Origin of the sequence: Paenibacillus sp. OK003, from assembly GCF_900109515.1 — a bacterium.
Lineage (GTDB): Bacteria > Bacillota > Bacilli > Paenibacillales > Paenibacillaceae > Paenibacillus > Paenibacillus marchantiae.
In genome coordinates this window covers 331,037-345,198 of sequence record NZ_FOBD01000003.1, presented here as the reverse complement: position 1 = coordinate 345,198, position 14,162 = coordinate 331,037, and the positions used below count along the sequence as shown (strand labels likewise).

Annotated in this window: 17 protein-coding genes; 9 read left to right on the top strand and 8 right to left on the bottom strand. The window is 46.4% G+C overall.

The window, feature by feature from the left end; translation table 11 throughout:
- Positions 1 to 64 precede the first annotated feature (64 nt).
- Together BMW94_RS06350 and BMW94_RS06345 are read right to left on the bottom strand one after the other, a co-directional pair.
- A complete protein-coding gene (locus BMW94_RS06350; RefSeq protein WP_090995899.1) occupies positions 65 to 1,048 on the bottom strand; it encodes a TIGR03943 family putative permease subunit in 984 nt (327 codons plus the stop codon).
- A gap of 131 nt (positions 1,049 to 1,179) precedes the next feature.
- Complete coding sequence (locus BMW94_RS06345; protein WP_090995896.1) at positions 1,180 to 2,214, bottom strand: permease; 1,035 nt, start codon at positions 2,212 to 2,214, stop codon at positions 1,180 to 1,182.
- A gap of 251 nt (positions 2,215 to 2,465) precedes the next feature.
- Here BMW94_RS06345 and BMW94_RS30140 point away from each other — a divergent pair, with 251 nt between their 5' ends.
- The 7 genes from BMW94_RS30140 to BMW94_RS06315 all read left to right on the top strand — a co-directional run bounded on the left by BMW94_RS30140 (position 2,466) and on the right by BMW94_RS06315 (position 6,929).
- A complete protein-coding gene (locus tag BMW94_RS30140; protein WP_175480598.1) occupies positions 2,466 to 2,609 on the top strand; it encodes a hypothetical protein in 144 nt (47 codons plus the stop codon).
- 74 nt (positions 2,610 to 2,683) lie between these two features.
- Complete coding sequence (gene rpmG / locus BMW94_RS06340) at positions 2,684 to 2,833, top strand: 50S ribosomal protein L33 (protein ID WP_024631975.1); 150 nt, start codon at positions 2,684 to 2,686, stop codon at positions 2,831 to 2,833.
- Between the two features lie 49 nt (positions 2,834 to 2,882).
- Positions 2,883 to 3,590: a metal ABC transporter ATP-binding protein gene (locus BMW94_RS06335; protein ID WP_090898292.1), complete on the top strand. Its 708-nt coding sequence runs from the start codon at positions 2,883 to 2,885 to the stop codon at positions 3,588 to 3,590.
- Positions 3,536 to 4,429: a metal ABC transporter permease gene (locus tag BMW94_RS06330; protein WP_090995893.1), complete on the top strand. Its 894-nt coding sequence runs from the start codon at positions 3,536 to 3,538 to the stop codon at positions 4,427 to 4,429. Before BMW94_RS06335 ends, BMW94_RS06330 begins: the two co-directional genes overlap by 55 nt.
- A complete protein-coding gene (locus tag BMW94_RS06325) occupies positions 4,416 to 5,495 on the top strand; it encodes a metal ABC transporter substrate-binding protein (protein ID WP_090995890.1) in 1,080 nt (359 codons plus the stop codon). The genes BMW94_RS06330 and BMW94_RS06325 overlap by 14 nt, the downstream gene beginning before the upstream one ends.
- A gap of 202 nt (positions 5,496 to 5,697) precedes the next feature.
- Entirely contained in the window at positions 5,698 to 6,174 is a 477-nt protein-coding gene (locus BMW94_RS06320; RefSeq protein ID WP_090995887.1) for a hypothetical protein, read from the top strand.
- Positions 6,175 to 6,221: 47 nt separating this feature from the next.
- The gene (locus tag BMW94_RS06315; protein ID WP_090995884.1) at positions 6,222 to 6,929 is read left to right on the top strand and encodes a M50 family metallopeptidase; all 708 of its coding nucleotides are present in this window, start codon (positions 6,222 to 6,224) and stop codon (positions 6,927 to 6,929) included.
- Positions 6,930 to 6,990: 61 nt separating this feature from the next.
- Here the strand turns inward: BMW94_RS06315 and BMW94_RS06310 are convergent, their stop codons facing one another.
- The 5 genes from BMW94_RS06310 to BMW94_RS06290 all read right to left on the bottom strand — a co-directional run bounded on the left by BMW94_RS06310 (position 6,991) and on the right by BMW94_RS06290 (position 11,052).
- Positions 6,991 to 7,362, bottom strand: coding sequence for a DUF4363 family protein (locus BMW94_RS06310; protein ID WP_090995880.1), 372 nt, complete (start codon positions 7,360 to 7,362; stop codon positions 6,991 to 6,993).
- Positions 7,363 to 7,385: 23 nt separating this feature from the next.
- A complete protein-coding gene (locus tag BMW94_RS06305) occupies positions 7,386 to 8,114 on the bottom strand; it encodes a DUF421 domain-containing protein (RefSeq protein WP_090995877.1) in 729 nt (242 codons plus the stop codon).
- A 231-nt stretch (positions 8,115 to 8,345) separates the two neighbouring features.
- Positions 8,346 to 9,209: an SDR family oxidoreductase gene (locus BMW94_RS06300; RefSeq protein WP_090995874.1), complete on the bottom strand. Its 864-nt coding sequence runs from the start codon at positions 9,207 to 9,209 to the stop codon at positions 8,346 to 8,348.
- Complete coding sequence (gene uxuA, locus BMW94_RS06295; protein ID WP_090995871.1) at positions 9,206 to 10,273, bottom strand: mannonate dehydratase; 1,068 nt, start codon at positions 10,271 to 10,273, stop codon at positions 9,206 to 9,208. The genes BMW94_RS06300 and uxuA overlap by 4 nt, the downstream gene beginning before the upstream one ends.
- A gap of 47 nt (positions 10,274 to 10,320) precedes the next feature.
- Complete coding sequence (locus BMW94_RS06290; protein WP_090995868.1) at positions 10,321 to 11,052, bottom strand: GntR family transcriptional regulator; 732 nt, start codon at positions 11,050 to 11,052, stop codon at positions 10,321 to 10,323.
- A 196-nt stretch (positions 11,053 to 11,248) separates the two neighbouring features.
- On the opposite strand from BMW94_RS06290, the gene BMW94_RS06285 reads away from it, so the two are divergent.
- Both BMW94_RS06285 and BMW94_RS06280 read left to right on the top strand, forming a co-directional pair.
- Positions 11,249 to 11,551, top strand: coding sequence for an ArsR/SmtB family transcription factor (locus BMW94_RS06285; protein WP_076288684.1), 303 nt, complete (start codon positions 11,249 to 11,251; stop codon positions 11,549 to 11,551).
- A 97-nt stretch (positions 11,552 to 11,648) separates the two neighbouring features.
- A complete protein-coding gene (locus BMW94_RS06280; protein ID WP_090996291.1) occupies positions 11,649 to 13,040 on the top strand; it encodes an aldehyde dehydrogenase in 1,392 nt (463 codons plus the stop codon).
- 64 nt (positions 13,041 to 13,104) lie between these two features.
- Here the strand turns inward: BMW94_RS06280 and BMW94_RS06275 are convergent, their stop codons facing one another.
- Positions 13,105 to 14,016 carry a helix-turn-helix domain-containing protein gene (locus BMW94_RS06275; RefSeq protein ID WP_090995865.1) on the bottom strand — a complete coding sequence of 304 codons (912 nt, stop codon included), beginning with the start codon at positions 14,014 to 14,016 and terminating at the stop codon, positions 13,105 to 13,107.
- Positions 14,017 to 14,162 lie beyond the last annotated feature (146 nt).

Here is a 14,162-nt window from a genome sequence, read left to right as displayed (position 1 = left end):
AACCTGATATCTTAGTTAAATTTAAAGCCCCGAAGCTATGGAATGCACAGCTTCGGGGCTTTTCTTATTTATTTTGCAACTTATCATACGTCACAACGGAATCTGCGCTGGTGTAAATGTAAGGGCTGGATGGTTGATCGATAAGTGTTACCTTCGATGCCCGAATCTCAATGGTATCCTCACCATTCACTTGAGCAGAACCAATGGTGCCATCGATTTGTACCCAGCTGTCTGTAGGATAGCTGTCTGCATTCGGGACATGAATCATCACGCCAAAGGGTGCCGCGTCTGCTGGGCAGCACATCACGAGAAATCGCCCTAATGCAAAGTGAGATTCATGCTCCATACTTTTGTCTCGATATACAAACCCGGTAAGGCTGATAGCTTTGCCTGCAAATTGTCGTTGGAACATATTGATGGAACCTAATGTCTCAGAGAAGATTTCGGGATACACCTTTATGACTGATTCCGCATATAACTTCTCTGCCAGTTCAGCAAATTCACGACTGTACTCGTCCGGGGGAACGAATTGTACTTTTGTGGCAGGCACAGATGATTCAACATTTGCAGTTTTTTTGGATATATCTTTAATGTCCAGTTCTGTTGCATCAGGTAAAGGTTCTTTTCGACGAATTTCCGGGGGTCCATAGGTTAGTGACATGCCTTTTTGACTGGCCATAGAACTGCCTAGTGCCTGATCCGGCAAAAGAAAACCAAGTACTAGTGGAATGGCAATCAATCCATACATCAGCGAGCTGCGTCCCCATCCTGAAGGAGGTGGATGCTCACAGTCGCAATGGAGCTGGCTATTACCGAATAGTCCGTGCCAGGCCATGATTGAGGCAATGAACAAAAAGGGAACAGGGCAGCAGAGAAGCAATCGCTGCATCGTTGGCGCCAAGTAATAATGAAGAGAATCCGTTGTATTCAAATGAATGATATATACGGCGAGCCCGCCGATCCACAGCGCACGAATCAGGTTATGCCATTGGATAGGGTGAGAATTGGCAACCGGGGCTTTGGTAACCGTATAACCAGGATGGTTCATGTAATCACCTCTTTATGATCAATTCGACAACTTTGCAACGTCTCGGATAAGTGGGATAATGAATTTATTTGTATCCAAAATGAAAGTTCATACACTTAATAATTAATGTTATTAAATACATTCATACATTCTCATGCCAAAAGGTTAATCAACCACGATCCCGCGAAAACCAACGCAATAATGACCAGGCTCAAGCCAATAACAAACCGGGTGCGGAAGGTGGAGAGCAGCATCAATGTGCTTTTGAAATCAAGCATTGGACCGAGAACGAGAAAGGATAATAGTGGCCCTAACGCAAACGTGTGAGAGAATGCTGAGGCTACGAACGCATCGGATGTCGAACAGAGAGACAATACATACGCAAAGCCCATCATGAAGGCATAGGAAGCGACAGGCCCGTTACCCAGAGAAATGAGATCACTGCGGCTGATAAAGGTTTGAATGCAGGCTGTTATTAGCGCACCAATCACCAAATATTTGCTCATATCGACAAATTCGTCACCCGCATGGATGAAAAAGCTGCGCCAGTTTTTATCATGCGCGTGATCATGATCGGCAGAATGGGAATGAGGCTGTGCCATTTTAAATCCGGGATGTGTCTTGACCTCCGTCACTGTAGCCTTCGGTTTGCGCAAAGGATTCTGATGGACGAACATATACACCAGACCTCCGATGGCAGCGGCTACAGCAAAGGCCAGTCCCATACGGGCGATCGTAATTTCGGGATGGGAAGGAAAAGCGAGCAGGGTCGCGGTAAAGACAATTGGATTTACGACAGGGCCGCTAAGAATAAAGGTCACCGCGATATAGGGCGGCATGCCTTTATGCATCAGACGTCGCACGACCGGAATCATGCCACATTCGCAGATGGGGAAAATGATTCCCAGCAGACCCGCTACCAGCACACCTCCGACGGGGTTCTTAGGCGTTAGTTTGCGAATCATTTCCTCAGATACAAACCATTGCATTAGCGAAGATAACAGCACCCCTATAAGCAGAAATGGCGCGGCTTCGAGAAAAATGCTGATGAATACCGTTTTCATATTTTGTAAGGCTTCACTGTTCCATGCTTCTTTCAGATTGGGAGTCATCATGATCAACACGGGAACAAGAAACGCACAGGGAATCAGGAATGACAGGAGCTTCAGATTGGCTGCCATTTTCATGGGATAAACCTCCAGAACCGGGACTTTGGTAAAATATATGCTTGTACCGTCCCCATCATACTTGTTTGCAGTAATTAATCAACATTTTTACGATTTACATATCTGGACCTTAAAAACTTCTAAGGTTGACAAAAGAAACGAGGTTCAGGCTTACGGATCAGGTTGAATTCTGTGATGTGCTGATTTTGAACAAGCAACGCAGCAAATGCTCTGGATGAAACGGACATTTCCGGGGATACACAAATGAGTGAATGCCATATTCCTTACTGGTGTTTATCGAGATAGACATGGACCGAGTGGAGATCGAACGGACGTTAGATGAGACACTGCTAACCGACGAAGAGATGCTGATGAACTGGCGAGAACTGAATGATCCATTTCCAGCGTGGTGTTGACAAACATAAAAGCATGGGCTAAACTCATTAAATAGTAATAATTACGATTAAATAAATCAAAGGAGGCCGTATCCATGAGAGTCATTGTAACCTTAGCCTGCACCGAGTGCGGAGATCGCAACTATACAACAACCAAGAACAAGCGTAACCATCCGGAACGGATCGAATTGAAGAAGTATTCACCACGATTGAAGAAAATGACCATTCACCGGGAAACAAGATAATTTTTTTTGTTATTTTTAAATCGTAATATTTACGAAAAGAGGAAAAGCTATGATTCTATCTTCCATGCGTGATGTGGTATTCGGATACGGCAAAGAGCCAGTCATTGACCAACTGTCGCTGGATATCCATGTGGGGGAGTTTGTCGGCATTACAGGACCGAATGGTTCTGCGAAAACAACCATGCTGAAATTGCTGCTGGGGCTATTACAGCCCTGGAGCGGCACGGTACATATGAATGCACAATCCGTACGTGGCAGTAAGTTGAACATCGGATATGTACCTCAACAGGTAGCATCATTCAACAGCGGATTTCCCAGTACGGTGATCGAACTGGTGCGATCCGGATGTTACCGCAAACTCGGCTTGTTCCGCAGATTCACATCCGAGCAGGAAGCCATTGTGGAACGCAGCTTGCGGGAAGTCGGCATGTGGGAATACCGCAACGCTCGGGTTGGAGAACTATCTGGTGGACAAAAGCAGCGAATCTGCATTGCCAGAGCCTTGGCAGGCCAGCCGCAGGTACTCGTGCTGGATGAACCGACTACAGGCATGGACCGGCGCAGCCGTGAAGGGTTCTATGATCTGATGCGCCATTATGCAGACGTTCATGGACTGACCATTATTATGGTCACCCACGGATTAGAAGAGATGGGCAACCGGTTGGACCGGACGATTACCCTGGAGCGGCAAGAAAGTGAGGAATGGCAGTGTTTGAGTACGAATTCATGCAGCGTGCTTTCTGGGCAGGCGGACTGATCGGAGTTATTGCTCCAATTTTAGGAGTCTATCTGATGCTGCGACGGCAGGTGCTAATGGCGGATACGTTGTCCCATGTTTCATTGGCAGGGGTTGCCCTGGGTTCTGTGATGAACCTAGATCCGGTGATCTGTGGATTTGCGATTGCGATTATCGGCGCATTGCTGGTGGAACAACTCCGGCGAAATTACCTGACATATAGCGAGGTGCCTGTAGCGATCATTATGACGTCGGGTCTGGCCCTTGCTGTGGTGCTCATGAGTCTGAAAACCAATCTGTCCAAGACATTCAGCTCTTACCTGTTCGGTTCCATCGTTGCCGTTAGTGATATGCAGTTATGGATTATGGCGGCTGTGTGCGTCATCGGATTGATTTTTTTCATCGTACTCAGAAGGCCACTGTACAATTTAACGTTTGATGAAGAGACAGCTTCCATTGGAGGCATTCAGGTTAAAGGTTTATCCTTTGCATTTGCCATTCTGACAGGAATGACTGTTGCTTCAGCCATGCCGATTGTTGGCGTATTGCTTGTGTCTGCTTTAATTGTACTGCCCGCTGCCCTGGCACTGAGATTGTCACGCAGCTTTGCAGCAGCGATCCTTATTGCTGTCGTCACTGGATTAATTGGTATTTTTAGCGGACTGACAACCTCTTACCATCTAAACACACCACCGGGAGGAACGATTGCTCTCATCCTGTTGGTCTTTCTATTGATTGGCATATCAGCACAAAAGCTGATTGGACGATATAACCGTAAACGTCATCGTAAAGAGAGAAAACAACAACGTGCAACTCTATTCATACATTCAAGGGAGAATACGTCACATGAAATTCAATAAAAAATCAGCTCTTGCACTATTATTCAGTCTTACACTTATCGTAGCCGGTTGTGGACAAAATCAGTCCGCTTCCGATTCCAGTACCAGCTCGGCTAACACGACGGTACCAGCAGAGACCGACGTGGCCAAACTGAACGTTGAAGTCAGCTTTTATCCAATGTACGAATTCACCAAAAATGTCGCGGGCGATCTGGCTAATGTGCATACACTCGTTCCTGCGGGCATGGAGCCACATGATTGGGAGCCGACACCACAGGATATTGCGAGCATCGAAAAAGCGGATGTGCTTGTCTATAATGGAGCGGGAATGGAATCCTGGATCGATCAAGTTACGGACAGCCTGAGCAATGCCAAACTCATTCAAGTGGAAGCGAGCCATGGCATCGATCTGCTGGAAGGATCGGAAGAAGAGGAGCATGATCACGAACATGGCGATACAACGGACACGCATGACCATGCGGATGAAGCCACCACAGAGGAGCATGGTCACGATCATGATGCTGAAGCAGAAGAAGGACATACACATAATCATGATCACGGTGGACTTGATCCCCACGTTTGGCTGTCACCTGCACTTGCCGTGAAGGAAGTACGAAATATCGAGGCTGGACTCGCACAGGCTGCACCTGAACATGCGGAGCAATTCAAGCAAAACGCCGATGCCTATGTTGCCAAACTTGAGGCGCTGGATCAGGATTTCAAGGCAGCTGTGGCAGACAGCAAACGTAAAGATTTCATCACACAGCATGCTGCATTCGGCTATCTTGCACAGGAATATGGTCTGCAGCAAGTACCGATTGCCGGTCTGTCTCCTGAACAAGAGCCTTCCGCAGCGCAAATGGCGTCCGTTATTGATTTTGCCAAGGAGCATCAGGTGAAGACGATTTTCTTCGAAACGTTGGTTTCATCCAAAGTATCAGAGACTATCGCCAACGAAGTAGGAGCCAAAACAGCTGTATTGAACCCGATTGAAGGGTTGACGGAAGAGGAAATCGCAGCAGGAATGGATTACATCGGCGTAATGCGGCAGAATTTGGAGGCACTGAAACTGGCACTGAATGAATAGCGGTTTTGCTACTTTAACAAGTTGAATTTACGAAAAAAGAGAACCCATTTGATGCCTGTCATCGAAAAAGGTACAATAATACAACATGCTGAGGAATGGCTGTGCCATTCCTTTGCCTTTGGCCACGCAGAGAGCACAGGGATGTGCTCTTTTCGTTGTTCAAGGTGACGGAGATCATGCGGGGAACGGGAGGAAATGCCTTATGGATTCAGATGAAGAACAGGAAGTGCTGTTAAGCCAGCAACCTGCCCATCTATGGAGAAGACGCAAGCTGGAGTTAATGCAGTGGACGGAACGCGAGAAGCAGACCATGGCTGCAAAGAGAACGGAGATTTGGAACGATGTCGAAGTAGATGCTGAGTTAGTTGATGCCTTGACTTTGCTTCACAGAGCGGGCATACGTACCGAGTTTTCTTGTGCTGGTGTGAGCCCGCTCGATGAGCCGATAGATCATTCCCTATATGCCTATGTTACACTTATACAAAATGAGGTAGCCGATCGATTTGTGACTTATGCGCTGTCGCAGATGCGGAGCAGATTGCTTGCCACACTGGAGACAGGAACGGGTCGATATGATCTGTCTTCTTTTTTCATCGGTCATAACCGGAGTTTCTGCTGGTGGATGCAATATTGCGCGGCACATTTCATGGATCGAAACGATTATTTTGTAGCCACGTAGTATAGTGATAGGTATTTTTACTCGGAGGCAAGGGAGGTAGGACCGGATTGAATAAATGGCTCAAAACCATACTTTTTCTGGTGGGTTCAGCGCTAATGACCCGCTTTATCCCGTTTTCTTCATTGTTCCGTAATCTGGATACGATGATACACGAATTTGGCCATGCGCTGGTAACACTGTTGTTATCGGGCAAAGTATTGCGCATTGAGTTATACGCTGATCACAGCGGCGTTACATATTCATCCATGCTGACACCAGGCAGATCTATATTGGTTTCCTTGGCGGGGTATGTCACGGCGTCTCTCTTTGCCTGGCTGTTATTCTATCTTTACCGGAAAGGACGGCACATGTGGGGGCTCGGCATTATGACGGGTGTAGCTCTTGTGTCGCTTCTCTTCTACGTAAGGGGAGAATTCGGCATGCTCTGGCTTACAGGCTTCAGTGCGCTGAATGTTGTGATTATGATCTTTGGTGCCAAAATCGCAAAATTCTATTATTTGTTGCTGGCTTTCCTCACACTGGAAGAATCCGTAGTTAGTGCCATGTATGTTGGGCTAATGTCCTGGACACAGCCATCTCGGGCGGGGGATGCAGCCAATCTGGCTCAACAGACATTTCTCCCGGCACTGTTCTGGGGGACGTTATTTGCACTGTTTGCACTGTGGTGTGCGAAGGGAGCACTTACGCTCTTTTTCCGAAAAGAAAGCATGGCCCGCACGTCAAAATCTCGTGGATTACGCGGGCGTAATGTTTAGAAAACAGAGAAGGCACTTCCTTTTTTTATTAAAGGAGAGTGCCTTTTTGCGTGTCTTCAGGTCAATCTCCAAGATTGTCCCATAACACATAAAAGTAATAAATTTCTTCCATGATCGCCTTATCATCCTCTGCGGCAATACCGCCCTTCATCCGTGCTAGGGTACCCAGAATATCGTAAATCGTCTCACGCTCCACACTGAACTGTATGCGATTGACGATCTTGTCCCAGGCTTTCATTGCGTAATCGATTTGGGACTTGGCTTCAGTCCATTTTTTGCCCTCAACCTGTTTCTCTAATGTTTGTACAGATTCAAGCAAACGATCATCAGCACCAAAGGGCTTTTTGAGAAGGGCTCCGCTTGCCATTATCGCAACGAACACAAGAATGAGGCAGATCGGAAGCACATACAGCAACCAGAAACGCGATTTCATTCCATCGCCTCCTTCATGTAAATTTAGAAAGGCCCCTCATAATCGCCCATATCGAGTTTTTCGGTGATCTTATCCTCAAATAGATCAATATACAGTTTATCGTTAGGCAAAATGGCGGCAAAAGCAATATCCTGTATGGTCACTTTTTGCTTCTTCAACTGCTCGCTGAGCCAGTTCGTATCTTTGTTGCGTTCCGCCAAATTTTGCTTAATTAGCAAACCGTCAATGATAATCTCGGTCATCAGCTTGCTCTTGGGAGGATGCATATGCATGTCCTTTGCGGTTACCGGTTGATTCTCAGGTTTTAACACAACCGAGAGACTGCCGTCCGGTTCCAGAATGGCATAATCCAGCGTTGTAATATCAAATACATCCTTTTGCCGTAGCATCATGGTCAATTCGTCAAATTTCACACGCATTTTACTCAGGTTTTGTTCGAGAATTTTACCATTCTGGATGATCAGTGTGGGGTCAGAATCCATCAGTTTGGAGATGGTACGATTTTTCAGCGTAATATACTGAAAGATAATCGTGATAATGGTGAAAATGGTCAAGGCCACAAAATGAATCCACGCCTTGGAAGATAGATCGGTCGCAAATGTACCTGCGATGGAACCGATCGTAATACCGTTAATGTAATCAAAATACGTCAAGTTGCCCATTTGTTGTTTGCCCAGCACCCTGGTATAGATGATTAGGGTTAGAAAGGCGATAATCGATCGCACAGCAACAACCCATGTTTCTTCCATCATGCATGTATCACCTTCCTTCGCTTCGTCTTACAGATTGAAAAAGTAATGCTTGATGTCATCCTTTAATTCAACCCAGCATATTTGTGGGCTATAACAAGCTTTTCCTAGGCTGGATAATCTTATTCTTGAACGCAAAAAACCGAAACCTGGCTAAGTGCTCCAGGCTTCGGTTCGTCATTCGATACATATCTTTAATTCGGTCAATCCATGGAATAGTAAATAGAATAGAGGTCATACACCCGAGTAAGCCATAAACCCACCATCTACAGGAATAACCGTACCTGTAACAAAACCGGACTGACGTTCATCTGCCAGCCACATCAGCGTGCCCAGAAGATCTTCCGGTTTGCCAAAGCGCCGCATTGGTGTGTGAGCAATGATTTTGCTTGAACGTTCGGTCGGCGAGCCATCCGGCTTAAGGAGCAGATTACGGTTTTGCTCAGTCAGGAAGAAGCCTGGGGCAATGGCGTTTACTCGGATTCCCGATTCGGCCAGATGTACCGCAAGCCATTGCGTGAAATTGTTAATCGCGGCTTTGGCTGCACTGTACGCAGGAACTTTGGTCATGGGCGACGGGGCACTCATGGACGAAATATTAATGACGGTAGCAGGAACATCACGTTCAATCATTTGTCTTGCGAAGATTTGGGTAGGGATGAGGGACCCAACAAAGTTCAGATCCATCACCTGACGGAATCCCTCGACACTTACATCAAAAAAAGTAGTGATATCCGGCTGCTCGAGATCTTCCTGTCTGAAAATTTCATTCGTGGTATTGGCGCTGGCAAGGTTGCCACCCGCTCCGTTAATAAGGATATCGCAAGGTCCAAGCTTCTCCTGAACAACAGCTGCTGCCGCTATTACACTATCGGCCTGGGTCACATCACAAGCTACAGCGATTGCTTTTCCGCCTTGAGCCTCGATTGCCGCAACAACTTCTTCCCCTTTGGATATGGTACGGTTCAAGATGGCTACACTTGCGCCATGTCGCGCGAGCTCTTCAGCCATGGAACGACATAAAACACCTGCCCCGCCAGTAATTACAGCTGTTCTGCCTTCCAGACGATTTGATCTTTCTTTGGCAAAGTCACTCATGCTTTTGACCTCCTTTGCAGGGAATCCCAGACGCCCCACAGATACATAATCCCCAGAGCCCGATCATAGAGTCCATATCCAGGTCTACATTGTTCTCCCCAGAGATGGCGTCCGTGGTCTGGTCGTGCATAACCTTCAAATCCAATATCGTGATAGGCTTCCACAACACCGGCAATATCGACATTTCCATCCTGACTGCGGTGGGATGTCTCGATAAAGTCTCCATTATCGTAGATTTTGACATTACGGATATGGGCAAAAGGAATACGGTCCTTGAACTCGTGGATCATACCGATAATATCATTGTTCGGATTAGCTCCAAGAGAGCCGCTGCACAACGTTACACTATTGTAAGGGCTATCATACAAGTTCAGATATCTGCGAATATTGTCTTGACTCGTAATAATCTTCGGCAGACCAAAGATCGGCCAAGGCGGATCATCCGGATGAATGGCCATTCGAATACCTAACCGTTCAGCAGTAGGAATGATCTCCTGCAGGAAATAACGAGCGTGTTCCCACATATCTTCCTCTGTTACATCCTTATAGGCTTCGAACAGACCTGTTAAATACTGCAATCGTTCCGGTTCCCAGCCAGGCATCGTCAATGCAGAATTTTCGGTAATGCGTCGAACCAATTCCAGCGGTTCAATATCGGCAATTTTGCTATTCTCGTAGAAGAGGGCGGTAGAGCCATCTTCCATCTCCTTATGCAAATCGGTACGCAGCCAATCAAAGATCGGCATGAAGTTGTAACAGATCACTTTAACGCCTACCTGGGCGAGTTTTTCCATCGTTTTTTTGTAATTCTCAATATATCGATCACGTGTAGGCAGACCAAGCTTGATATCTTCATGAATGTTAACACTCTCAACGACATCCAGATGTAACCCAGCCTGATCCGCAGCAGCTTTGACCGCCAAAATTTTGTCCATAGGCCATTCCTCACCTGCCAGAACATCATGCAGCGCCCATACAATGCCTTCGACTCCGGGAATCTGCCGAATGTGGTCAAGTGTTACGGTATCATTGCCTTCTCCAAACCAGCGAAAAACCATTCTCATCACATTCACCTCATCAAGATTAGTTTAAAGACCAGGTAGATCCATCATCATTGAAAATAGGAAGGGTATGTATCCCGCAGGACAGCCAGATCCGTAACGGTCAAATGCAGATGTTCCTGCATCATGTGCTCCGCCGTTTGGGCATCGTGCTGTTGTATCGCCTGAACCATGGATCGATGCTGTTCGAGCAAGTGACCCCAATGATGATCCGAAGACAGACGGAGCATTCGGCTGCGGTTCAGATGCACGTTCATATGCTGGATCATGGACCAGGTGTTTTTTTTGTTACAGCCTGCAAAGAGAGTACTATGGAATTCCTCATCCAATCCGAACATTCGTTCATCATCCGGTTCAAGTATGCATTCCTGCTGCTGCGCAAGGTTCTGCTCCAATATTCTCATGTGTTCATCTGGAAATTGCACACACGCAAGCCGTATGACGGCACGCTCAAGCTGTTCACGCATGAAACGTGCTTCCTCCACGAGATCAACCTGAATCAGAGACACATAGGTACCCCGCTGCGGATAGACCTCCAGCAGACCTTCCTGCGCTAATCGGACGAAGCTTTCTCGAACAGGGGTCCGACTTACATTGAACTCAAGCGAGATCTCTTTCTCCGAGATGGCGGTACCGGGAGGCAGCTTTAAACTCAGAATCAACTGCTTCAACGTCGTATAGACCGCCTCACGAGAAGAGAATGCCTGTTTGTTCAGAGAAGACGGGTTTATTAAGGATGATAATAATTCGGATTTGGACGAAGACCTAGGGGAAAATTCCATAATCTCAACTCCTTCAAGGCCATACTACCATACTTGTATGGTAGTATGGAAGCGCTTTATATAAGTTATTCTACAATTTATTTGAAACGGCTTGCTGTTAACGGGATGCTGGAGTAAACTATAGTTAATAGGTTTAAACATTTAAACCTACAGGCATGATAATTGTGATAACTTTAGAACATATAGAGGTGAAACCATGGGACAAAAAGCGATATCTATTTTTCAAACCTGCATCCCCTTATTCCAGGTACTTAGCGACAATCATCGACAAGCGATTTTACTTGCTCTTAGTGAGAAGGGCAGCATGACAGTGAATGAAATTACAGAACAGTTCAACCTGTCACGACCTGCTATATCTCATCATCTCAAGTTATTGCTTGAGAAAGGGCTCATCTCCGTAGAACAGAAGGGCACACAGCGATATTATTCCGCTTCATTAAGGTCCTCGGTCGAGCTGTTGAAGGAACTGGTTGGGGCATTGGAAGAAGAGTGTTTGTAAGCAAGAGTTGTTAACATGCCTAGGCATGTGGGCTATACGTTCGTATGTTTAAACGAATAATCATTAACTATAAGAGGAGTTGGATTGTATGAGTGTCATGCAGGAATTAAGCGAACATGAAGTCGAAGAAATTTTACAGCAGCAACGGCAGTTTTTTCGCTCAGGGGCTACTCGTTCGGCCGAGTCTCGCATTACACATTTAACCCGATTGAAACAGGCGATTCAGAAGTATGAGTCCCGTCTTACCGAGGCGCTCTATCAGGATTTGGGCAAAAGTGAGTTCGAATCGTATACTACTGAGATTGGATTTATGCTGGATAGTATCTCGCACACCATTCGGCAAGTGAAGAAATGGGTCAAGCCGGTCAAAGTCAAAACCCAATTTGCGCTGATCGGTTCCAAAAGTTATATCATTCCTGAGCCGTATGGTGCAGTATTGATTATTGGACCTTTTAACTATCCATTCCAGCTGTTAATAGAACCTCTGGTTGGAGCATTGGCAGCAGGCAATACGGCAGTCCTCAAGGCATCAGAGAACACACCAGCCGTCTCAGCTGTTATTCGCGAGATGATTAGCTCGGTATTCGAACCAGCATACGTTCACGTGGTCGAAGGAGCCAAAGATACAACCACGGCGCTTATTCATGCGCCTTTTGACTATATCTTTTTTACAGGAAGTGTACCGGTTGGCAAAATCGTCATGGAGGCCGCTGCCAAAAATCTTGTTCCGGTTACGCTGGAGCTTGGCGGTAAAAGTCCGGTTATCGTGGATCAGCACGCAGATCTCAAAGTGGCTGCACAGCGTATTATATGGGGGAAGCTGCTCAATACGGGCCAGACCTGCATCGCTCCGGATTATCTGCTTGTGCATGAACAGGTGAAAGATCCGTTGATCAGCGAGATGAAAGCAGCAGTGGAAACGTTCTTCGGGACAGATATCCAGCACAATAAAGACTATGGGCGAATCGTCAACAAGGCCCATTTCAAGCGTCTCACGACCCTTATTGAACGCGATCAAGCCCACGTCATCTATGGTGGTCAATCCGATGAGGAAGACAACTTTATTGATCCGACATTTATTGATGCTGAATCGTGGGAAGCAGCTACAATGGAAGACGAAATTTTTGGTCCAATTCTGCCGATTATCAGTTATACCCATATTGATGAGGCGATTGCAGGTATTGTGAAGCGGCCAAAACCGCTGGCGCTCTATCTCTTTACATCGGATACACAATTACAGGATAAAGTGATGCGTGAGGTTTCTTTTGGGGGAGGATGCATTAACGATACGATTACCCATGTAGCCAACCCACGTCTGCCGTTTGGAGGGGTAGGACATTCTGGTCTTGGTTCATATCACGGGCGTTATAGCCTGGAGACCTTCTCTCATATGAAAAGTGTGCTGAAAAAGAGTACCAGATTGAACTTGTCGATTTTATATCCGCCATACGATAACAAGCTGAAGACGATTAAACGTCTTTTGAAATAAAAGAACGGGCGTTTAATCGTACACAATTAAATGCCATACTGGAATGATGTTCAATGGATGAAGCTCATTCGGGAGCAGGCTGTTCCTGTCTATAGCGTGTGGGTGAAATCCCTGACCAGCGCTTGAATTGACGACTAAAATGCGCAATATCCTTGTAACCTAGCATGGCAGCGATGTTCTGCACCGACAGCTTGGGGTTACCCAGCAGAACTTTTGCTTCATGCAGAACCATTTCAGATAAATATACACGCGGAGACTGACCATATACCTGCCGAAATATTCGGTTACAATGGGAGGAACTGATGCCCAGCTCTGCAGCAATATCATCAATGCCATAATGGCTGTCGGACTCACGTCCCTGCTTGAACTGCTGACTCACCAGTCCTTGCAGCCGATTACGAATCTGATGGGCCAGTTCGATTTTCTCATATCCGTCCGTGAACAATTGAGCAGCTTCCTGAGAGACAGCCTCCCATAAATGGCCGAACAACTCAAATACCGCCGATTGCAGCTGCATGCGCTGCACCATCGTACTCGCCGCCCGGTTGTCCGCAGAAGACATTAATTTGCGAAGGACAGGCTCGATCTGGCGGGTAACCGGATTATCTGCATCGAACAAAACCTGCTTGATTCGTGCAAGCAACGAGAGAAATAACTGATCATCGATATCAAAATGCATGCAAAAATACGTAAACCCCTTGCCGTTATGGCTCAGGCTGGAATGAATGCTTCCTGGAGGAATCAGGAGCAATTCTCCAGCCTTTTGAATATACAGCTTGCCGTCCACGGTCATGTATTGTTCGCCTTCCGTTACATAATTCAGCTCATATTGTGGATGTTCATGGGCTGGATAATCCCAATTGGCCCCTACACTTCGCAAATGTATAGCGAACAAATTCACCGTTGTTTGAACGTCCGGGTAAAATACCTCATGTACACTCTCTCCCAAAGCGGGAGGCAAATAGGTGGAAGACATGGGAGACCCCCTTGATAAAAAGTATAGAAACAGATGTAACCGCTTTATTTATATTATAGTCTATTAGCTTGATTTGGGTAAATATCCGATTGATTTGACCATGGTCTACGAAGGAATGCCCATGGTAGGATGGGGCTAATGAAAAC

Bases quoted from the DNA above. Each gene is read 5' to 3' on its own strand.
- BMW94_RS06320 (WP_090995887.1), top strand. From the start codon at position 5,698: ATGGATTCAGATGAAGAACAGGAAGTGCTGTTAAGCCAGCAACCTGCC.
- BMW94_RS06350 (WP_090995899.1), bottom strand. From the start codon at position 1,048: ATGAACCATCCTGGTTATACGGTTACCAAAGCCCCGGTTGCCAATTCT.
- BMW94_RS06325 (WP_090995890.1), top strand. From the start codon at position 4,416: ATGAAATTCAATAAAAAATCAGCTCTTGCACTATTATTCAGTCTTACA.
- BMW94_RS06300 (WP_090995874.1), bottom strand. From the start codon at position 9,209: ATGAGTGACTTTGCCAAAGAAAGATCAAATCGTCTGGAAGGCAGAACA.
- BMW94_RS06345 (WP_090995896.1), bottom strand. From the start codon at position 2,214: ATGAAAATGGCAGCCAATCTGAAGCTCCTGTCATTCCTGATTCCCTGT.
- BMW94_RS06305 (WP_090995877.1), bottom strand. From the start codon at position 8,114: ATGATGGAAGAAACATGGGTTGTTGCTGTGCGATCGATTATCGCCTTT.
- BMW94_RS06275 (WP_090995865.1), bottom strand. From the start codon at position 14,016: ATGTCTTCCACCTATTTGCCTCCCGCTTTGGGAGAGAGTGTACATGAG.
- BMW94_RS06310 (WP_090995880.1), bottom strand. From the start codon at position 7,362: ATGAAATCGCGTTTCTGGTTGCTGTATGTGCTTCCGATCTGCCTCATT.
- BMW94_RS06285 (WP_076288684.1), top strand. From the start codon at position 11,249: ATGGGACAAAAAGCGATATCTATTTTTCAAACCTGCATCCCCTTATTC.
- rpmG (WP_024631975.1), top strand. From the start codon at position 2,684: ATGAGAGTCATTGTAACCTTAGCCTGCACCGAGTGCGGAGATCGCAAC.
- BMW94_RS06330 (WP_090995893.1), top strand. From the start codon at position 3,536: ATGGCAGTGTTTGAGTACGAATTCATGCAGCGTGCTTTCTGGGCAGGC.
- BMW94_RS06335 (WP_090898292.1), top strand. From the start codon at position 2,883: ATGATTCTATCTTCCATGCGTGATGTGGTATTCGGATACGGCAAAGAG.
- BMW94_RS06280 (WP_090996291.1), top strand. From the start codon at position 11,649: ATGCAGGAATTAAGCGAACATGAAGTCGAAGAAATTTTACAGCAGCAA.
- BMW94_RS30140 (WP_175480598.1), top strand. From the start codon at position 2,466: ATGCCATATTCCTTACTGGTGTTTATCGAGATAGACATGGACCGAGTG.
- uxuA (WP_090995871.1), bottom strand. From the start codon at position 10,273: ATGAGAATGGTTTTTCGCTGGTTTGGAGAAGGCAATGATACCGTAACA.
- BMW94_RS06290 (WP_090995868.1), bottom strand. From the start codon at position 11,052: ATGGAATTTTCCCCTAGGTCTTCGTCCAAATCCGAATTATTATCATCC.